Source organism: Echinicola vietnamensis DSM 17526, from assembly GCF_000325705.1.
In the GTDB taxonomy this organism is placed as follows: domain Bacteria; phylum Bacteroidota; class Bacteroidia; order Cytophagales; family Cyclobacteriaceae; genus Echinicola; species Echinicola vietnamensis.
Genome location: NC_019904.1, coordinates 3,513,489 through 3,532,409, shown reverse-complemented (window position 1 = coordinate 3,532,409; position 18,921 = coordinate 3,513,489). Strand labels below are relative to the sequence as shown.

At 44.1% G+C, this 18,921-nt stretch carries 20 protein-coding genes; 12 read left to right on the top strand and 8 right to left on the bottom strand.

What is annotated here, in order from left to right:
* Nucleotides 1–31: 31 nt before the first annotated feature.
* From ECHVI_RS14425 to ECHVI_RS14410, 4 genes are all read right to left on the bottom strand, one after another.
* Nucleotides 32–1,318: a NupC/NupG family nucleoside CNT transporter gene (locus ECHVI_RS14425; protein WP_015266744.1), complete on the bottom strand. Its 1,287-nt coding sequence runs from the start codon at nt 1,316–1,318 to the stop codon at nt 32–34.
* Between the two features lie 131 nt (nt 1,319–1,449).
* Nucleotides 1,450–2,055 (bottom strand): bifunctional nuclease family protein, encoded by a 606-nt coding sequence (locus tag ECHVI_RS14420; protein WP_015266743.1) that lies wholly within the window; start codon nt 2,053–2,055, stop codon nt 1,450–1,452.
* A 6-nt stretch (nt 2,056–2,061) separates the two neighbouring features.
* A complete protein-coding gene (locus tag ECHVI_RS14415; protein WP_015266742.1) occupies nt 2,062–3,027 on the bottom strand; it encodes an electron transfer flavoprotein subunit alpha/FixB family protein in 966 nt (321 codons plus the stop codon).
* A 31-nt stretch (nt 3,028–3,058) separates the two neighbouring features.
* The gene (locus ECHVI_RS14410; protein WP_015266741.1) at nt 3,059–3,796 is read right to left on the bottom strand and encodes an electron transfer flavoprotein subunit beta/FixA family protein; all 738 of its coding nucleotides are present in this window, start codon (nt 3,794–3,796) and stop codon (nt 3,059–3,061) included.
* Between the two features lie 434 nt (nt 3,797–4,230).
* Between ECHVI_RS14410 and ECHVI_RS14400 the strand changes: the two genes are divergently transcribed.
* Nucleotides 4,231–4,566 carry a hypothetical protein gene (locus tag ECHVI_RS14400; RefSeq protein ID WP_015266740.1) on the top strand — a complete coding sequence of 112 codons (336 nt, stop codon included), beginning with the start codon at nt 4,231–4,233 and terminating at the stop codon, nt 4,564–4,566.
* Between the two features lie 4 nt (nt 4,567–4,570).
* Here ECHVI_RS14400 and ECHVI_RS14395 read toward each other — a convergent pair whose 3' ends face one another.
* Together ECHVI_RS14395 and dnaB are read right to left on the bottom strand one after the other, a co-directional pair.
* Nucleotides 4,571–5,569, bottom strand: coding sequence for a zinc-binding dehydrogenase (locus ECHVI_RS14395; RefSeq protein ID WP_015266739.1), 999 nt, complete (start codon nt 5,567–5,569; stop codon nt 4,571–4,573).
* Nucleotides 5,570–5,636: 67 nt separating this feature from the next.
* Entirely contained in the window at nt 5,637–7,235 is a 1,599-nt protein-coding gene (gene dnaB, locus ECHVI_RS14390; RefSeq protein WP_015266738.1) for a replicative DNA helicase, read from the bottom strand.
* Nucleotides 7,236–7,553: 318 nt separating this feature from the next.
* On the opposite strand from dnaB, the gene ECHVI_RS23860 reads away from it, so the two are divergent.
* From ECHVI_RS23860 to ECHVI_RS14370, 4 genes are all read left to right on the top strand, one after another.
* Nucleotides 7,554–7,805: a hypothetical protein gene (locus ECHVI_RS23860; RefSeq protein WP_015266737.1), complete on the top strand. Its 252-nt coding sequence runs from the start codon at nt 7,554–7,556 to the stop codon at nt 7,803–7,805.
* A gap of 145 nt (nt 7,806–7,950) precedes the next feature.
* Nucleotides 7,951–8,958, top strand: coding sequence for a type I glyceraldehyde-3-phosphate dehydrogenase (gene gap / locus ECHVI_RS14380; RefSeq protein ID WP_015266736.1), 1,008 nt, complete (start codon nt 7,951–7,953; stop codon nt 8,956–8,958).
* A 6-nt stretch (nt 8,959–8,964) separates the two neighbouring features.
* On the top strand, nt 8,965–9,477 hold the full coding sequence (locus ECHVI_RS14375) for a YdeI/OmpD-associated family protein (RefSeq protein ID WP_015266735.1): 513 nt from the start codon (nt 8,965–8,967) through the stop codon (nt 9,475–9,477).
* Nucleotides 9,478–9,575: 98 nt separating this feature from the next.
* A complete protein-coding gene (locus ECHVI_RS14370; RefSeq protein ID WP_015266734.1) occupies nt 9,576–10,499 on the top strand; it encodes a cation diffusion facilitator family transporter in 924 nt (307 codons plus the stop codon).
* Nucleotides 10,500–10,528: 29 nt separating this feature from the next.
* On the opposite strand, the gene arfB is transcribed toward ECHVI_RS14370, so the two are convergent.
* Nucleotides 10,529–10,945: an alternative ribosome rescue aminoacyl-tRNA hydrolase ArfB gene (gene arfB, locus ECHVI_RS14365; RefSeq protein WP_015266733.1), complete on the bottom strand. Its 417-nt coding sequence runs from the start codon at nt 10,943–10,945 to the stop codon at nt 10,529–10,531.
* 1 nt (nt 10,946) lies between these two features.
* Nucleotides 10,947–11,819 carry an AraC family transcriptional regulator gene (locus tag ECHVI_RS14360; protein ID WP_015266732.1) on the bottom strand — a complete coding sequence of 291 codons (873 nt, stop codon included), beginning with the start codon at nt 11,817–11,819 and terminating at the stop codon, nt 10,947–10,949.
* Between the two features lie 164 nt (nt 11,820–11,983).
* On the opposite strand from ECHVI_RS14360, the gene ECHVI_RS14355 reads away from it, so the two are divergent.
* The 7 genes from ECHVI_RS14355 to ECHVI_RS24080 all read left to right on the top strand — a co-directional run bounded on the left by ECHVI_RS14355 (nt 11,984) and on the right by ECHVI_RS24080 (nt 18,837).
* Nucleotides 11,984–13,330 carry an L-fuconate dehydratase gene (locus ECHVI_RS14355; protein ID WP_015266731.1) on the top strand — a complete coding sequence of 449 codons (1,347 nt, stop codon included), beginning with the start codon at nt 11,984–11,986 and terminating at the stop codon, nt 13,328–13,330.
* Nucleotides 13,331–13,418: 88 nt separating this feature from the next.
* Nucleotides 13,419–14,174: an SDR family NAD(P)-dependent oxidoreductase gene (locus ECHVI_RS14350; RefSeq protein WP_015266730.1), complete on the top strand. Its 756-nt coding sequence runs from the start codon at nt 13,419–13,421 to the stop codon at nt 14,172–14,174.
* Between the two features lie 160 nt (nt 14,175–14,334).
* Nucleotides 14,335–15,192: a fumarylacetoacetate hydrolase family protein gene (locus ECHVI_RS14345; protein ID WP_015266729.1), complete on the top strand. Its 858-nt coding sequence runs from the start codon at nt 14,335–14,337 to the stop codon at nt 15,190–15,192.
* Between the two features lie 274 nt (nt 15,193–15,466).
* On the top strand, nt 15,467–16,294 hold the full coding sequence (locus tag ECHVI_RS14340) for an amidohydrolase family protein (RefSeq protein ID WP_015266728.1): 828 nt from the start codon (nt 15,467–15,469) through the stop codon (nt 16,292–16,294).
* A 12-nt stretch (nt 16,295–16,306) separates the two neighbouring features.
* Complete coding sequence (locus tag ECHVI_RS14335; protein ID WP_015266727.1) at nt 16,307–16,639, top strand: L-rhamnose mutarotase; 333 nt, start codon at nt 16,307–16,309, stop codon at nt 16,637–16,639.
* 261 nt (nt 16,640–16,900) lie between these two features.
* Complete coding sequence (locus ECHVI_RS14330; protein ID WP_015266726.1) at nt 16,901–17,272, top strand: BlaI/MecI/CopY family transcriptional regulator; 372 nt, start codon at nt 16,901–16,903, stop codon at nt 17,270–17,272.
* Nucleotides 17,269–18,837: a M56 family metallopeptidase gene (locus tag ECHVI_RS24080; RefSeq protein ID WP_015266725.1), complete on the top strand. Its 1,569-nt coding sequence runs from the start codon at nt 17,269–17,271 to the stop codon at nt 18,835–18,837. The genes ECHVI_RS14330 and ECHVI_RS24080 overlap by 4 nt, the downstream gene beginning before the upstream one ends.
* Nucleotides 18,838–18,921 lie beyond the last annotated feature (84 nt).

Sequence of the window (18,921 nt, the reverse complement as noted above, 5' to 3'; positions counted from 1 at the left end):
AAGATCATCATACCTTTTCGGGCTTTCTTTTTTAGCTGAAAAGCATCCCAGCAATGGTGGCTGTCATCATACACGCCAAAGTAGCGGCAAGAAGGGCATGCATGCCCAATTTAGAAAGATTTCCTTGTTGTCCCGGGGCAATGCTTCCTATTCCTCCCACTTGTATCGCAATGGAGCTAAAATTAGAAAACCCGCAAAGGGCGTACGTTGCGATGATGATTGATTTTGGTGATAAGTCTCCTTCTGCCTTCATGGAAGAGAGATCTGAATACGCCACAAACTCATTGATAACCGTCTTTTGTCCCAGTAGCGAGCCCACTTGAAGCGTATCCTGCCATTCCACCCCCATCAGCCAAGCGAATATCCTAAACACCTGACCAAGGATATATTCCAATGAGAAACCATCAAACCTCCCATTGGTGGTATCAACCACAAATTGATTTAAGCCTGTCACATCACCCAGCACCCCTGATAGCAGATAATTAAGCATGGCGATGACAGCAATAAAAGCCAGTAACATCCCTCCTACATTTAACGCCAGTTTCAACCCATCTGCTGCTCCTATAGACATGGCATCGATCAAGTTTACCCCCATACCTTCACTGCTCACTTCCAGTTTATCATTTAGACCTTCTTTATTGGTCTCAGGAATAATTAATTTGGACATGACAATGGCGGCAGGTGCATTCATAATACTTGCGCCTAAAAGGTACGATGCAAACTTGCTCTGTTCAGCAGGGTCATCCCCTCCCAAAAAAGCCACATAGGCAGCCAAAACACCACCAGCAATGGTCGCCATCCCTCCTGTCATCAAACACATAAGCTCTGATCGGGTCATGGTTGGTATAAAAGGACGCACCAACAACGGCGCTTCTGTCTGACCCAAAAAAATATTCCCCGCGGCTGAAAGGCTTTCGGCACCAGAAAGCTTCATGGTCCTGGCCATTACCCAAGCAATTCCAAACACGATTTTTTGCAATACACCTAAATAATACAATCCCGCAGAAACGGTCGAAAAGAAGATAATGGTAGGTAACACCTGAAAGGCAAATATGGTCCCAAATGAATCTGTGGCTAAATCACCAAACAAAAAAATCGCTCCGGCCTGTGCAAAACTAAGTAATTTCACAAAAGCACCACTGATACTGGCAAAAACAGATTCGACAAAGGCTACCTTAGTAATCAAAAAGCCAAAGACTATTTGTAAGATCACCCCTATCCCCACTAATTTCCAATCCACTGACTTTCTGCTCGCTGAAAATAGAAATGCTACGCCCAATAACGCAACAATTCCAATCATACCTCTTAAATAATCCATATATTATCGTTATGACCTTGGTGTTTTTTTGGTCCCCTCAAAAGAAATAAGAAGGTAAATATAAGGTATTTTGGGACAGGAATGGAAACAAAAAAACCTGGAACTTAACAGATCCAGGTTTTTAAGTACTATTAATTTCTTCGATTTATCTCATCTCTAATACGAGCTGCTTGCTCATAGTCCTCATTATTGATGGCCTTGTCCAGTAACTGGTTCAGCTTTTCTAGGCTATAATCTTTGAGTGGTTCTTGACGCCTCGATTTAGTTGAGGAGACCTTTTTGTCTTCGGCTGCTGACTTTCCTCCACTTTTCTCTTCTTCCTCTTCGTTGAATTCAATGGCCGCTTCTGACATCACCTTCTTCTCACAAAATATCGGGGCATCAAAACGCACCGCTATCGCGATGGCATCCGACGGTCGGGCATCGATTTCCACATTCTTCTTGCCGTCTTTACAGACAATTTTAGCGTAAAAAACACCCTCTCTCATATCTGAAACAAGAATGTAATCTACCGAAAACCCAAAATTACTCGCAAAGGACTTAAAAAGGTCATGGGTCATGGGACGATTAGGGACGATCTTCTCTATCTCAATAGCAATCGCCTGAGCCTCAAACATTCCGATCACGATGGGAAGTCTCCGCGTACCAGTGGTCTCGCCCATCACCAGCGTGAAGGATCCTGATTGTGAATGATTTGATGATAAACCTAATATCTCTAGTTCAACTGTGTTCTCCACTCGCTTTTATTTTATTGCTTTTACAGCCTCCGTAAGTTTTGGCAGTATTTCAAAAGCATCCCCTACAATACCGTAATCGGCCGCCTTGAAAAATGGCGCTTCTGGATCTTTATTAATAACCAAAATGAATTTGGATGCATTTACACCTGCAAGATGTTGAATAGCGCCTGAAATTCCAACTGCCACGTACAAACTTGGTGCTACTTTTACGCCGGTTTGTCCTACGTGCTCATGGTGAGGTCGCCATTCGCTGTCAGAAACTGGTTTAGAACACCCCGTAGCTGCACCCATTGCTTTTGCTAGGTTTTCTATTAAATGCCAATTCTCCGGTCCTTTCATCCCACGACCTCCAGAAACTACAATATCTGCTTCTGGTAGAGAAATTTCATCTGTTGCCTTGTCTGTAGCTGTAATCTTTGCGGCAAAATCACTCTCTTCCAAATTCACTTGAAAAGCTTCCACTGATGCATCTGCTCCATCGGATTTTAGTGGAACCGCATTTTTCTTCACAGCCAAAATCTTATTGGAAGTCGTAATGACCGTATCGGTAAAAGCCTTCCCTGTATAAATACTCCTTCTCACTTTGTATCCCCCATCTTCTTCTGGTAAGGCTACTACATTGGAGGCTAGCCCTGCCTTCAATTTTATCGACAAGCGTGCCGCTACTGCATCTCCTAAAGAAGACTTCGCCAGCACCAACGTATCTGCACCTGCCTGCTCAAAAGCCTGGGCCACAGCACTTGCATGTGCCTGAATTACCCCATCGTTTAATTTATCATCTGCTACATGCAGTACTTTTTTTGCTCCAGCGGCACCTGCTTTGGCCAATGCCCCTTCTTCAATGGCACCCAATGCCACTGCTGTCACTTCCTTCCCTTCCTTTTCTCCAAGGGCACTGGCGTACGATACCGCCTCTAATGACGTCTTTTTGATGGTTCCCTCGGCGTGCTCTATATATACTAAAATGGACATGTCTTATTCAAATTTAAATAAAAGATTTTTTTTAAAGGACCTTGGCTTCATTTTGCAACAACTTCACCAACTCTTCAACATTGTCCTTGTCAATAAGTTTTACAGCTCCTTTTGCAGGAGGAAGCTCATAACCTACAGTTTTGGTAGCCGCATCCTCTCCTACTGGCTCTACCACATTGAGCGGCTTGCTGCGAGCGGACATAATTCCACGCATGTTCGGGATCTTCCATTCCGCTATAGGCTCCTGACAGCCGGCCACAAATGGCAGTTTCACTTCTAAGTGCTCTTTTCCGCCTTCTATCTCTCTGGCGATTTTGGCCGTATCTCCTTCCAAATCCAACTTCATTACAGGTGAAACGGATGGAATGCCCAGCATTTCCGCCACCATTCCGTGTACCATTCCACCATTAAAATCGATGGATTCCCTTCCCATCAAAATAAGGTCGTATCCGCCTTCTTTTGCATAATGTGCAATCTGATTGGCCACAAATAGCGAGTCCGAAGGAAAGGCATTTACCCGGATGGCATCATCAGCCCCAATAGCCAATGCTTTTCTTAAGGTAGGCTCTGTCTCTGCTTCTCCTACATTAAGTACGGTAAGACTTCCACTGGACTGGTCTCTTAACTCCACTGCCCTGGCCAATGCATAATCATCGTATGGCCCAATAATAAACTGTACTCCAGTCTTGTCAAACTTAGTGTTATTGTCTGTAAATTGAATTTTGGATGTGGTATCCGGCACGTGTGTAATACAAACCAGAATTTTCATATATTTTAGTTTATTAGTTGTCGATAAAGTTTCTAAGTAGCATTCTATTTCAAATGGCCTAAAATGTGATAATGTAGGTTCTTCCAATCCTTAAAGGCATACCAGCCTCTCTGTCAAAATAAGATAACGTTCCTTTGAAAGACATGATTACCTAAGGCGGCTCCAAGAAAAGTGCACCTAACCCATAAAGCTAGTATGCATTTATCCAACCAACGTCTAGCCTCCTGTCTTGGAATGTCCAAAAATAAAAAAAACGCAGTTCAATACCTATCCTGAAGGAATTGATTTTGGCTATGGGCAATAATAATTGGTTATAGCCAGACCCTTCCACTGATCCATAGGCCACTTGGTTTTGTCCATTCCATTTTATAAGTCCATTTTTACAGTATATTTGCCCCATTAACAAGCAAGTAACGTAAAAACCTTCTTAACCAATGAGTAACTTATCGAGGATTGACCTACTGAAGCAATTTGTGAAAGATGAACCTGACAATCCTTTTAACCTCTACGCTTTGGCATTGGAATATCAAAATACTGATGTAGGACAAGCCGTGAGGTACTTTGACCAGCTCCTAGCCCAGCACCCTGAGTACCTGCCTACATATTTTCATGCAGCAGCACTACAGGCGGAATTGGAAGCAATCGAAAAGGCTCAGGTTATTTACAAAGCAGGTATCGAACTGGCTACCGCCCAAAATGACCAACATTCCTTAAGGGAGTTGAAAAATGCCTATCAAAATTTCCTCTTTGAGAACGACTTAGAAGACTGATCTTCTATATCTTCAAAACGATCTTTCCTGTTTGCTTGCCCTCCGCCATTCTATCAAAAGCCGTGCGGGCATCCGAAAAACTGAAAATTGAATCCACCAACGGCGTGATTTGGTGAGATTCCACAAAAGCAACCATCTCAGCAAAATCCTGATCACTGCCCATAGTCGTTCCTTGAATGGTCAATTGATTCCAAAACACCCTTCTGGCATCCATCATAGGGGGATTTCCTAATGTAGCTCCGTAAAAAACCAGCTTCCCACCTGGCTTGAGTACCTTGATCAATAAGGGAAACGTATCTCCCATAGCAGAATCCACCACCAGATCGAAACCACCTGTTTGATCCAGGGCAGATTGCACCCAATTTTCATCTTTATAGTTAAAGCCAGCAATGGCTCCGAGTGCTTTGGCTTTGGAGAGCTTCTCCTCACTGCTGCTGTTTACGTAAACATCTGCCCCTGCTGCCACACCAAACTGGGCCGCAAACTGGGCAACTCCTCCACCAAAACCAGTCACCAATAGTTGACGGCCAGGCTTTAATTGGCCATGATAAAGAACCGCCCTGTAAGCGGTAAGTCCAGCAAGTGGAAGGGCTGCTGCTTCCTCAAAAGTCAAATGCTGCGGTTTATCGCAAAGCCTGGATACATTCACATGCACGTATTCGGCCATGGTGCCATTGGTAGGCATTCCCAAAATTTGAAAATCTGCGGACTGTACGGACTGATCATCTCCCCAAAAATTTGCTGCATTGATGATCACTTCTTTGCCTAACCATGCCTTATCCACCGATTCACCCACTGCCTCCACCACACCAGCTCCGTCGGACCCCAAAATAATTCCATCCTTGATATTGGGATACTTCCCTTGCCTGCACCACTCATCCCGATGGTTTAAAGCTGCTGCAATCACTTTTACTTTGACCTCTTGAGGTTTTAAGTCTGGTAATGAAACCTCTTTAATGTTGATTCCTGAAGCATTATCCTGATCTAAAACGAGTCCTTGCATAAGTGGTTATGTATTTAAGATTTTGGTTATGGCTTATTAATTTCATTGGGCTTGAGCCAAAAATGAATTAGAACGGTGCCGGTTCATTGCTGCCCAGCCCTCCTGGGAAACCATCTTCTTCATCAGGCCCATTGGCTTTACTCTGGATCCTGATCATATTCGAATCATCAAATCCCTTGCCACCTGCGGCACTTGGGAATTTATTGCCATACATGGCTTCCTGACCTTGGGGCTGATAAGGGACATTGAGGTCCAGGTCGGCAAACTTGGTATATTTACCGATAAATCGAAGCTTGACAGTCTCCAATGACCCACTTCGGTGTTTTGCAATGATCACCTCACCAGTTCCTAACGTACTATTTCCCTCTTCATCTTCATTGATACCGTAATATTCTGGTCGGTACAGGAACATGACAATATCGGCATCCTGTTCGATCGCCCCGGATTCCCTCAAATCGGAAAGCTGTGGCCGTTTGTCACCTCCCCGGGTTTCAACAGCCCTGGACAACTGGGAAAGGGCAATGACGGGAACTTCCAATTCTTTGGCAATTTTCTTAAGTGCCCTTGAAATACTTGAAATCTCTTGTTCACGGTTTCCGCTGGCACTCGCCTTGGAATCACCTGACATCAACTGCAAGTAATCAATCACGATCATCTGGATATCACTTTGCGCTTTCAGTCGACGACATTTGGCACGAAGCTCCAGAATGGACAAGGCCGGTGTATCATCCACAAACAATGGTGCTGAGGAAAGTTTACTGGTTTTGTGAATCAATTGCTCCCATTCATAATCTGCCAGGTTACCTTTCTTGATTTTTTCAGAATCCAGTTCTGCTTCTGATGAAATGAGACGGTTTACCAACTGAACGGCAGACATCTCCAAGGAGAAAATGGCCACCGGTCGACTATGATCCACAGCTGCATTTCGGAGAACGGAAAGGACAAAGGCGGTCTTACCCATCGCAGGACGGGCTGCAATAATGACCAAATCCGACTTCTGCCATCCTGATGTCACCCTATCCAAGGCCGTAAATCCACTTGGCACGCCTGTAAGCCCATCGGAGAGGTCTTTTTTACCTTCCAATTCCGTGATGGCCTCGCGCATGATGGATTTCATGTCGGCATAATTCTTCCGGATATTGTTTTCGGAGATTTCAAACAATGATTGCTCCATGGTATCCAACAGTTCAAACACATCAGTGGTTTCCTCATAGGCCTCCTTCTGAATCTCTGAACATATCCGAATCATATGACGCTTCATGGCCATTTCTGTGATGATTCGGGCATGATATTCAATATTGGCAGCAGAAGATATCTTAGAGGTCAACTCCGTGATATAGTACGCCCCGCCCGCTACTTCAAGTTTACCATTCTTCCGGAGCTTGTTCGTTACGGTAAGCAGGTCTATAGGCTCACTCTCGTTAAAAAGTAGTAGGATAGCATCATAGATCTCCCTGTGGGCGTCCTTATAAAAGCTGTCTGGCTTCAGAATATCCACTACAGCCGTAATGGCTTCCTTTTCCAACATCAAAGCCCCAAGCACTGCCTCTTCCAAATCAATGGCCTGGGGTGGAATTTTGCCCACTCCTCCTGCCATGCCTTGCTCTAAGTTATTTTTTCTACGGAGCGGGTTTCGCTCCCTTCCTGCGGTGTTTCTCTCTGCCATAGCAACAAATGTAATGGCTTTAGGTCAAACATTTTAAACATTTTATGCACCTCGTTATCAACAGCCTTCTAAAAAGCTTGTGATCAACAGGTTGTCAATGAAACTAACTTTCTACGCTGAATTACCAATTTATTAAGCATAAATCATCTAAAATGGTGAAAAATACCGTTTTCAGGGTATTCTATAAATCACTGAAAAGCAGTACCTTTACCAATACATACAACACACTATAATTTATCCAAACAAGCTGCCATTCATCAAAACAAATGTAGCAAACTGTATTTTTCAACCTATAAATTTTAATTACAGGAAACGACTATGAACCGGAACCATAAAATAAAAATGATGGCTTTTACTCTTTGCGGCGTGTTAATGATGATCTTCCCGCAAAAAGCAGAAGGGCTATGGAACACCCTTGGAATATCCAAAATTAGCCCCAAGACTGTTTTACGAGAGATCGCCATAAGTCGCCTTCCCTTACACGTACCGAAAGCATTGGCTTCTTCTGGTGAAGAAATAGAAAAGGCGGACTCCAGCCGTACTGAAGGGAAATGCACATGCATACTTTGATCCTGCTCACCACTGCAAAGGCATCAAATACAGCCGCCTTATCCCCTTGATTACGGACAAATTTTTAAAGGTTTTCAGTCAACTATGACGGCTCTTTTGTAACTTCACTTTTCAGATAATAGAAAACCCAAATAGAATAAAACGCATGACCAAAGTCAATGTGGCCATCAATGGCTTCGGGCGGATCGGCCGCTATGTATTTAAGCTCCTACAACAACACCCTACCATCGACGTAGTAGCCATCAATGACCTGATGGATATCACCAACTTGGCACACCTGCTTCAATATGATTCCATTCATGGCAAATTCCAGGCAGAAATCACCAGCTTGAGCGATGCACTTATTGTAAATGGAAAAACCATTCAAATCTACGGGGAGCCCTCCCCCAAAAAACTACCATGGGAAGCGTTGGGAGTGGACATGGTCATCGAATGCACGGGAAGGTTTGTGGAAAAAGAAAAGGCCGAAGGTCACCTAAAGGCGGGTGCTAAGCGCGTCATCATCTCGGCTCCTGCATTGGGGGATGTTCCCACTGTGGTACTTGGTGTGAATGACGCTTTGCTCACTGGTCATGAAGCCATCATCTCCAATGCTTCCTGCACCACCAACTGCCTGGCCCCAATGGTAAAGGTACTGGAAGATCATTTCGGCATTGAAAAGGGATTTGTCTCTACGGTGCATTCCTACACCGCCGATCAAAACCTCCAAGATGCTCCCCACCGTGATCTTCGAAGGGCACGGGCTGCTGCCTGCTCCATCATCCCCACCACCACCAATGCCGCAAAAGCTGTGGAACTGGTGCTGCCTCACATCAAAGGGAAATTGCATGCCATGGCCTATCGGGTTCCTGTCCCTGACGGATCACTTACAGAAATGAATGTGGTGCTGAAAAAAGAAACCACTAAAGAAGAAGTCAATAAGGTCATGTCGGAGGCCGCCTCCACCACCATGAAAGGATACATCGAATACACAGAGGCCCCATTGGTCTCGGTGGACATCATCGGAAATCCACACTCGTGTATTTTTGATGCCAGCCTAACCGAAGCAAATGGCTCCCTGCTTAAGGTCATCGGCTGGTATGATAATGAATCTGGATACGCCAATAGAGTGGTAGACCTCATTGAAAAAATCAACTGTTTTGACCAAAACTAACCCTTCATGAAGCAGTTTATCGGGACATTGGAAAAATTCGATTCCAGGCTTTGGCGATACCACCTGCCTGTACCAGATGATATTGCCAATGCTTTCATCAATGGCGAAGACCGCCGGGTGATCTGTGAGATTGGCCCGGTCAGGTTCCATGCGGCACTGATGAAAAGTAAAGATTACTGGTTTATCCTGCTCAATACCGCATTTAGGGATAAACTGGCGATCAAAGAAGGCGAAAAGATGACCGTTTGCCTGGAAAAGGATCGTTCGGAATTTGGCCATGAAATGCCAGAGGAACTTCAAATCCTCCTAGATCAGGATGAGGAGGGAAATAAACATTTTCGCGCGCTCACCAAGGGCAAACAGCGCAGTTTGGTCTACATCGTCACAAAGGTAAAAAACACCAACAGCCGGTTGAACAAAGCCTTAGCCATCGTAGAGCACCTAAAAGAGGTAAATGGTGCCTTGGACTTTAAGATGCTGAATGAAAAAATCAAATATTACAACAACCTGGGCAAGTGACGTGCTCACCCATTCAAGTCCTACAATTTCCCTTCCTGCAACTGTGTTAATGCCTTTTCCCGTTAGTTTTGTAATGCATCAATGAAAGAGAATATTTTATGGGGCACCATCACCATCATCACGGACATCAAAACATCAAACTGGCCTTTTTCCTTAACTTGGGATTTACCATTTTGGAGTTTTTTGGAGGCCTTTATGTCAATAGTATTGCCATTATTTCTGATGCACTCCATGACTTGGGCGATAGTCTCTCCCTGGGACTTTCTTGGTACCTCGCCCACAAGTCCAATAAAAAGGCCACTACTATCTTTACCTTTGGCTACAAAAGATTTTCCCTTCTGGGTGCATTGGTAAATGGACTAATCTTATTTGGAGGATCACTTTTTATCATAAAGGAAGCGATCACGCGGATCATTTACCCAGAACCATCCGACGCACAGGGCATGATGGTCTTCGCCATTATTGGTGTATTGGTAAATGGTTTTGCGGCCTATCGACTGAGCCACGGAAAAACCCTTAACGAAAGGGTGATTTCTTGGCACCTGATCGAAGATGTATTGGGCTGGGCGGCTGTTTTGGTCGCTTCTATCGTTATGATTTTTGTGGACACGCCCTATATTGACCCAGTCCTTTCCCTGTTGATCACGCTGTATATCCTGTGGAATGTCATCAAAAGGCTGAAAGAAACCCTGATGATTTTTTTGCAGGCCAGCCCTAGTGAAATCAATGAAGCTGAAATCAAAGAAAAAATACTTCAGTTCCCTCATGTCGGATCCCTTCACCATGTACATATTTGGTCACTGGACGGTGAAAAACACGTCTTCACAGCCCATATCAAGCTCAAGGAAGTAAGGGACTTTGAGGAAATTTTGTCCCTGAAAAGAAACCTCCGAAAATTGCTCAAGCAATATCCTTTTTCCCATCATACCATTGAGGTGGAATTACCTGAAGAAGAATGTGCCATGGAGCCAATGGAAGAAACCAACAGCCCGGTGCCACCAAGCGGTCACGCACCTGATTAGGCCTTGATGCGTGGAAATGCACACGCCACTTACAACTTCCTCCTCCACTGCTTCTTTTCGCCTCTCCGTTTTTTATGGTCGAGGCGCTTTCTTACAGCTGCTTTGGTCGGCTTGGTAGGTTTTCGTTTTTTCTTTCTTTCAAAAACCTTCTTGATCATCGCCTGGAATTTCTCTACAGCCAAGGTTTTGTTCTGGAGCTGTGACCTGGTTTCCTGAACGGTCACTTGGAGATGGCCCTCTGCATTTAATTTATCTGACAATCTCGCCAGCACCTTCTCCTTCGCCTCATCATCTAGGATGTTGGATCCCTTTACATCAAAAATCAGTTGTACTTTTGTGTTTACTTTGTTGACATTTTGCCCTCCGGGGCCACCACTTTTGGTTGTTTTAAAAGTGAGCTCTGAACTAAAATCCAATGTAGAAATTTCATCTGCTGTCCGCAACATATCATCTGTGCTTCTTGTGCTTTTTAAGGTACTCGGATGGTGAAATGTCCATCACATTTTTAAACTGTCGGTTAAAGTTGGACAAGTTATTAAAACCACATTCATATCCAACCTCTGAAATATTTAGCCGTCCCTCGATCAATAATTTACAAGCATAGCCTACCCGGATCTCATTCAGAAACTTGGAATAAGTCTTCTTAGTAGACTTTTTAAAATACCTGCAAAATGCCGTAGGATTCAGGTGCACCAGTTCGGCTACCTCTTCCAAAGCAATATTCCGCTTGAAGTTATTAAAGGTAAATGAATACACTTTATCCACGCGATCATCTCCCGTGATATGGAGTGGGAAACTAAAGCCATCCGTACTGAGTACTTCGTAGTCCTTTTCTTCGGACAGTCGAGCCAAAAAACGCATCAACTTCAACAATTTATGCACACCTTCCAATTCCACAAGCTCATTAAAAATGCCAAAAGCTTGATTTTTAATCTCTCCCGTAAACTTGATCCCTTGGTTTGCACGGTCAAGGAGGCCCTTCACGCCCTTCATCTCGGGCAATTTCATGAAATTTTCCCCGGCAAAAAACTTATTGAAATGAATACTAAAAGCTTCGGCACTTCCTTCTTTTTTGTCTTTAAAATACTCAGGATCATTTTGCCAAAGATGTGGGAGATTCTCTCCTATTAGGATCAGATCGCCCTCTTTGAATTGCTCTATATTATCGCCTATGAACCTGGTACCCGTGCTTTTGGTAATGTAAACCAGCTCCAGTTCGCTATGATAATGCCATACATCCAAAAAATAGGGATAGGAATGTTTGGCCACCATAAAGGACCTGTCGAATGGACTTTTTCTTTCTAGTAATTTGGCTTTCATACACGAGGGGAGTAAACAGCTTTTTCACGACCAACAGGCTTCAATTATACAAATATTATCCAATACAAACAACACAAACTAAATAAAAGCAAAAATAGTACTACATATAACCAAAATTAATGTAGCAATAGACCACCCAAAATTCCAACTTGCATAACCATTTAATGAGAACATTAAACCTATCCACGTTTTTATACATGAACATTAAAATCACTGACTATCAAGTCAAAGACATTCGGTTCCCTACCAGCAGGGAAAAACATGGCTCCGACGCCATGAATCCAGACCCGGATTATTCTGCCGCTTACATTATTTTAAAGACCAACCAACCCGATCTGGAGGGACATGGACTCACCTTTACCATAGGCCGGGGAAATGAAATCTGCTGCGCTGCATTGGAGGCCATTGCCCATCATGTGATAGGTAAAGACCTTGCAGCCCTAACGGCTGACATGGGGGCATTTTGGAGAACCGTAAACAGTGACAGTCAAATACGATGGCTGGGGCCGGAAAAGGGTGTTGTACATTTGGCAACCGGTGCCTTGGTAAATGCCGTTTGGGACTTGTATGCCAAAGTGGAGCAAAAACCACTTTGGAAGCTGCTGGGAGAAATGACTCCTGAGCAGCTATTATCCTGTATCGACTTCAGCTATATCACCGATGTCCTGACCAAGGAAGAGGCCCTCGACATCCTCAAGGAATCCGAAAAGGGGAAAAAGGAGCGAATCCGCTACTTAGAGGAAAACGGCTATCCAGGTTACACCACCTCTGCTGGGTGGCTGGGGTACACCGATGAAAAAATCAGAAGACTCTGCCGCGAGGCCAAACAAGAAGGATGGAAACATATCAAAATGAAAGTTGGTGCCAACCTGCAAGACGATATCAGGCGTGCTGGCATCATCCGGGAAGAAATTGGAGAGGACATGTACTTGATGATGGATGCCAATCAGCGATGGGAAGTAGCTGAAGCCATTGAAAACATGAAAGAATTGGCTAAATTTAATCCGCTTTGGATCGAGGAGCCTACCAGCCCTGACGATATTCTAGGCCATAAGGCCATAGCTGATGCGGTACAACCTATCTTGGTGGCTACGGGGGAGCATTGTCAAAACAGGGTGATTTTCAAACAACTCATGCAAGCCGGGGCGTTGCAGATTTGTCAAATCGACAGTTGCCGCGTAGGAGGCGTCAATGAAAACCTGGCCATTATGCTCATCGCCAAGAAATTTGACATCCCCGTCTGTCCGCATGCCGGTGGTGTGGGATTGTGTGAATATGTACAGCACTTGTCCATGGTGGATTATATCTCCATCAGCGGTTCCATGGAAGGTAGGGTAATCGAATACGTCGACCACCTTCACGAGCATTTCATCGATCCAGTAGTCATCAAAAAAGGACGTTACCAAGTCCCTAAACTTCCGGGATACAGCATTCAGATGAAAGCGGCATCATTGGAAGAGTATGATTTTGCCACAGGTCCGATATGGAACGAAACAGCTGCAAAAGTTTAACATGAGGGTACTTTTCAGCATTCCACAGGACAGGTGTTTTCCCAAAACTCATTAGTTTTCCACTATAAATAATGGAAGCAATAGGATTATGAAAAATAAAACCATTTTGATCACCGGTGGCGCAAGCGGTATTGGCCTGGCCATGACCAAGCGCTTTGCCGAAGAAGGCGGAAACGTCTATTTTATTGATTATGACCAAAAAACAGGAGAAAAAGTGGCGGAAGAATTGACCTCAAAGGGCCATAGAGTGACCTTTCTCCAAGGGGATGTTTCCCAAACTGAAGAGATGAAACAAACCATTTCCTCCATTTCAGGATCCATCGACGTATTGGTAAACAATGCTGGAATTTCCCATGTGGGCAATTTGGAAAACACTGCAGAGGAAGATTTTGACCGTCTCTATCAAGTCAATGTCAAAGGCATCTATAACTGTAGCCTGGCCAGCCTTCCAAAGATGAAAGAAAAGGGCGGCTCCATCATTAACATGGCCTCGGTGGCTTCCACCATGGGCCTTCCTGACCGCTTTGCCTATTCCATGACCAAAGGAGCTGTTTTCTCCATGACGCTCTCCATGGCCAGGGACTACGTCGAATACAATATCCGGGTAAACAGCATCGCCCCGGGCCGGGTCCATACGCCTTTTGTGGATGGATTCCTCGCGAAGAATTATCCTGGCAAGGAAAAAGAAATGTTTGACAAGTTGGCCGCTACACAGCCCATAGGGCGAATGGGCAAGCCGGAAGAAATTGCCGCCATGGCCGTTTACCTTAGCTCGGACGAGGCTTCTTTCCTTACCGGAGGAAATTACCCCATTGACGGAGGTTTTGTCAACCTCAAAATGTAGCCTTGGCGTTGCTCAGCTGTAGCATGAAGCGCTTGGTGCTGCCAGCTTAACTTGTGACCAAGCAATCCCAAGATTCAGGAAATGCTTTCCTGAATCCAAACGATGGGGATATGGAATCTCCCACAAAAATTAAAGCAACTTAGTAACCTAATAACGACACATGAAATTATTACGATTTGGAAATCCTGGAGAAGAAAAGCCAGGAATCGAAAAAGCCAATGGAATACGCATTGATTGCAGTGCCTTTGGGGAAGATTGGACGGAGGACTTTTTGACCCAAGATGGGCTGAACAGACTCACCACTTGGCTGGAGAGCAACGAGGCCAAATGTCCTGAAATCAGTTCAGAGGTTCGTCTCGGGCCGCCTATCAAACGTCCCTCCAAAATCATCTGCATTGGATTGAACTATAAGCTTCACGCCAAAGAAACCGGCGCTGAAGTACCCAAGCAGCCTATTATCTTTATGAAATCCACGACTTCCCTCAGCGGGCCGAACGATGACATCATCATTCCGCGGAATTCCGAAAAGACTGATTGGGAAGTAGAACTTGCTGTCATGATCGGTAAAAAGGCAAGCTATGTGGACAAGGAAAATGCCATGGATTATGTCGCCGGATACTGTCTGCTGAACGATGTGTCGGAACGTGATTTCCAGCTGAGCCATGGCGGTCAGTGGGTAAAGGGAAAAAGCAACGACACCTTTTCTCCTCTAGGCCCATATCTGGTCACCAAGGATGAAATCAAAGACCCTCAGCACCTCAGACTTTGGCTGAAGCACAACGGCAAAATGCTGCAAGACAGTAATACTTCTGACATGGTCTTCGATATCCCTACATTGGTCAGCCATTTAAGCAACTATATGACTTTACTTCCTGGCGATATCATTTCCACTGGTACTCCTTCAGGTGTGGGCATGGGCCTTACCCCTCCTACTTACCTGAAAGAAGGTGACGTAGTAGAGCTGGGCATTGATGGCCTTGGAACTTCACGTCAGAAAGCCGTGAATTATAAAGGGTAATTCCTTTATCGAATCATTGAATGTATAACCCGAATAATGCAATAGGATTCGTCATGAGGGTTGAAACTGCAAGAAAATCAGGCTGTTTGGAGACTGAGGCATAGCGCCGCTATGGCAAAGTCGAAGGCAGCAGCGAAGCGACTGATTTTGAAGCAGTTTCAGGCCGCAATACTTGTTCGCCGCGGCGTAGATTTCCTATGGCGTCTTTCGGGTTCAACCTGCCAATCATGGGATTGGCAGGTTTTATTGCGCTTAACCAAAAACCTACTAACCTATGAGAATTGACGCACATCAGCACTTTTGGCAATATGATGCAGAAAAACATGCTTGGATCGATGATGGCATGAAAGCCATCCAACGGGACTTTTTGCCCACCGACCTTAAGCCGCTTTTGGACAAGGAAGGCATAGACGGCACGGTCGTGGTTCAAGCTGACGAGTCACTAGCAGAAAACACCTTTTTACTTGGCCTGGCCGAGCAACATCCATGGATAAAAAAAGTAGTGGGCTGGGTCGATTTATGCTCCGATGAGGTTTTGACAACACTTGAACGATATGCCCAAGAGCCAAAAATGACGGGCTTCAGGATGATCCTTCAAGGTCAACCTCCAGAACTGATGGCCGAAAAATCCTTTAGAAATGGCTTAGGCCAACTGCAAAAGTTTGATTTCACCTATGACATCCTTATTTTCCCTCATCACATGGATGAAGCCATCGAGTTGGTCAGCCAGTTTCCTAACCAGCCCTTTGTGATCGACCATTTGGCCAAGCCCTATATCAAAGACCGTAAAATTGACGAATGGGCAGGTAAGATGAAGCAATTGGCAGAAAGGGAAAATGTTTGCTGCAAAGCATCCGGCATGGTCACAGAAGCTGATTGGAACCGATGGACCAGAGAGGACCTACGTCCCTATTTGGATGTAGTATTCGAAGCTTTTGGCCCCAAAAGGCTGATGTTTGGCAGCGATTGGCCAGTAGCACAAGTTGCCGCAGATTATCCGGTAAACGTTTCTGTCGTGAATGCGTATATTCATCAACTAAGTCAACATGAGCAAGCCGACATCATGGGAAACACAGCGGCTTCATTTTATGGCATTCAATAACCATTCTTACCAATGACAAAACGATACACCATGGCGTTGGACCTGAAAGACGACCCAACGCTAATTGCCGAATACGAAAAATTCCACCAAGCGGTATGGCCAGAAATCCAAAAAAGCATCAAAGATGCAGGCATTGAAGTCATGGAAATATACCGATGGGAAAACCGGCTGTTCATGATCATGGAAACAACGGAAGATTTTTCTTTTGAGAAAAAGGCGGCCATGGACGCTGCCAATCCAAAAGTAAGGGAATGGGAAGACCTCATGTGGACCTATCAACAGGGCCTGCCTGGAGTACCTGAAGGAGAAAAATGGCAAGTCATGAATAAGATTTTTGAATTGTAGTCTCGTTTCTCGAGAAATTGAGCTTTTCTGCCTAGGCTTAAAAGCGAAAGTATCCTAAGGATGCTTTTGAACAGTTTTTCCAGATAGAATGATTCATGGAAGGGAAATGGATGCGTATGTGCTATTTTTTATCCAATCATAACACACTTCCAGCCTATTTTCAAAACAACTTCAACTTTCCAACCCGAATAAACTAACAGAATAGTTTGTTTTGGTGAATTTTATTTCTACATTTATAGAACACATTCTAAATACATAGAAATGAGATTATCTACAAGTGAAGAGCAATTGATGAATTATCTCTGGAAGCTGGGAAAAGCGTTTATGAAAGACCTGCTACAAGCCTACCCTGACCCAAAGCCAGCACCTACGACAGTGGCCACGCTGCTCAAAAGGATGATTGATAAAAAAGTCGTTGCTTACAAGACATACGGAAATTCACGGGAGTATTATCCATTGATCAACAAAAGCACCTATTTCGGACATCAGGTGAAAGGAATGATTAAAAATTTCTTTGATAATTCTCCTTCACAGTTCGCCTCTTTTTTCACCTCCGAGACAGATCTTACAGATGAGGAATTACGGGACCTAAAAAAGCTCATCGACCAACAGTTAAAAAACAAAACGTCATGATTGCCTACCTCATTAAATCGACCATTAGTTTATTGTTATGCTATCTGGCCTACCGACTATTCTTGTCCAAGGAAAAAATCCATCAGTTTAATCGGTTTTTTCTGCTCGCAAGCATCATTTTTTCACTGCTAGCGCCCCTTTTTCATTCCCCTATTCGAACCTCCACGGAAGTAGCACATTTTTCAGTCATGTCCAATCCCCAACTTACATCCGAGCAAACGGCCCCTAAAAAACCACGCTTATCATTACCTGAGAAACTGCCTGAAACAGCAGCTCTCCCCATCGCTCACATCCTCATTGGCATTTATAGCATTTTCCTAATGTATTTTCTCCTTCGTTATGCTATTACCATTTGGAATTTTTATAGGAGGACCATGACTCATCAGGTCATTGATCGTCACGGTATCAAGTTCGTGATGGATTCCTGTAAAGACACACCGTATACTTTCTTTCAATATGTTTTTGTTAACGACACAGCTTATCAAAAAAAACAATTGGATCCACGCCTGCTCCATCATGAGCTCGTGCATGCCAAGCAGTGGCACAGCATTGACATTTTGTTGGTGGAACTTCTAAAAGCCATCTTTTGGTTCAACCCAATTTTCCATCTATATAAAAAGGCTATCCAGCTGAACCATGAGTTTCTGGCAGATGAATCGGTCAACCGTCAATTCGGTAACATCAACGCATACCAAAACCTCCTGCTTTCTTACGCAGGCCAACAGCAACAAAATAAGCTGGTGAGCTATTCAAAACATTCCCTAACCAAAACAAGATTGATCATGATGCGCAAAGAAAAAAACCTCTCTAACATCCTATTAAAATTGGCCCTCATTATTCCGTTTATTTTAGGTGGGACCTTCCTGTTCAGTATGAAGCCACAACGCACAACGGCTCCTAAAGCAATTCCTCAAAAGGTCACTCCCCACCCTCCTTCTGCTCCCCCGCAAGGTGATTATTTAGAAGAATATAAGCAGCACTATCAGCATCTTCAAGAGTTAATGGATAAAAAAGGAAAGGTCAATTTAAACGAAATTGATATTGACCGCATGAGGCAATTATGGGACTTCATGTCGGATAAACAGAAAGAAAAAGCTCCCAAAGTGCATGGTGTCCCTGCACCTCCCATCCCAGAAAAAAAGCATGCTTCAAATTACCAAATGGAAGAATGGACGACCAATCATGATTATGGGATATGGTTAGATGATACACTTGTCCCCAATGAAGAGCTCAGTGGATTTAGCTCAAAAGATATTGCTTATTGGCAGTACAGTAGATTGTATAAAAATGCTAAGAATTACGACAAATATAAAACCAGAGTCAGCTTGATGACCCATGATGGCTTTTATAAAACATTCATCATGAAAGAAACGGGGTTCGACCAATTGACCGCATACAATAAAGCCATTGAAATCTACACAGCACATCAAAAGCATCCAAAAAAAAATGCTGGTCAATTAGGCGGGAAACTAAGCGACCTACAGCAAGTCTATAACCACATTCCTCAATGGAAAAAAGAGAAATACGAGGTCAAACCACCTTCAGAGATAATTAAAAATCTATAGCTTATCAGCTAGGTAAATACCGTCTCCAAATTATGCCGAGGAATTTGCCTCGGCATTTCTTAGGCAAGCTTCCCTATCCCTATT

Coding starts and splice junctions, on each gene's coding strand:
- ECHVI_RS14425 (WP_015266744.1), bottom strand. CDS start 1,318: ATGGATTATTTAAGAGGTATGATTGGAATTGTTGCGTTATTGGGCGTA.
- ECHVI_RS14415 (WP_015266742.1), bottom strand. CDS start 3,027: ATGTCCATTTTAGTATATATAGAGCACGCCGAGGGAACCATCAAAAAG.
- ECHVI_RS14410 (WP_015266741.1), bottom strand. CDS start 3,796: ATGAAAATTCTGGTTTGTATTACACACGTGCCGGATACCACATCCAAA.
- ECHVI_RS14400 (WP_015266740.1), top strand. CDS start 4,231: ATGAGTAACTTATCGAGGATTGACCTACTGAAGCAATTTGTGAAAGAT.
- ECHVI_RS14395 (WP_015266739.1), bottom strand. CDS start 5,569: ATGCAAGGACTCGTTTTAGATCAGGATAATGCTTCAGGAATCAACATT.
- dnaB (WP_015266738.1), bottom strand. CDS start 7,235: ATGGCAGAGAGAAACACCGCAGGAAGGGAGCGAAACCCGCTCCGTAGA.
- ECHVI_RS23860 (WP_015266737.1), top strand. CDS start 7,554: ATGAACCGGAACCATAAAATAAAAATGATGGCTTTTACTCTTTGCGGC.
- gap (WP_015266736.1), top strand. CDS start 7,951: ATGACCAAAGTCAATGTGGCCATCAATGGCTTCGGGCGGATCGGCCGC.
- ECHVI_RS14375 (WP_015266735.1), top strand. CDS start 8,965: ATGAAGCAGTTTATCGGGACATTGGAAAAATTCGATTCCAGGCTTTGG.
- ECHVI_RS14370 (WP_015266734.1), top strand. CDS start 9,576: ATGGGGCACCATCACCATCATCACGGACATCAAAACATCAAACTGGCC.
- arfB (WP_015266733.1), bottom strand. CDS start 10,945: ATGTTGCGGACAGCAGATGAAATTTCTACATTGGATTTTAGTTCAGAG.
- ECHVI_RS14360 (WP_015266732.1), bottom strand. CDS start 11,819: ATGAAAGCCAAATTACTAGAAAGAAAAAGTCCATTCGACAGGTCCTTT.
- ECHVI_RS14355 (WP_015266731.1), top strand. CDS start 11,984: ATGAGAACATTAAACCTATCCACGTTTTTATACATGAACATTAAAATC.
- ECHVI_RS14350 (WP_015266730.1), top strand. CDS start 13,419: ATGAAAAATAAAACCATTTTGATCACCGGTGGCGCAAGCGGTATTGGC.
- ECHVI_RS14345 (WP_015266729.1), top strand. CDS start 14,335: ATGAAATTATTACGATTTGGAAATCCTGGAGAAGAAAAGCCAGGAATC.
- ECHVI_RS14340 (WP_015266728.1), top strand. CDS start 15,467: ATGAGAATTGACGCACATCAGCACTTTTGGCAATATGATGCAGAAAAA.
- ECHVI_RS14335 (WP_015266727.1), top strand. CDS start 16,307: ATGACAAAACGATACACCATGGCGTTGGACCTGAAAGACGACCCAACG.
- ECHVI_RS14330 (WP_015266726.1), top strand. CDS start 16,901: ATGAGATTATCTACAAGTGAAGAGCAATTGATGAATTATCTCTGGAAG.
- ECHVI_RS24080 (WP_015266725.1), top strand. CDS start 17,269: ATGATTGCCTACCTCATTAAATCGACCATTAGTTTATTGTTATGCTAT.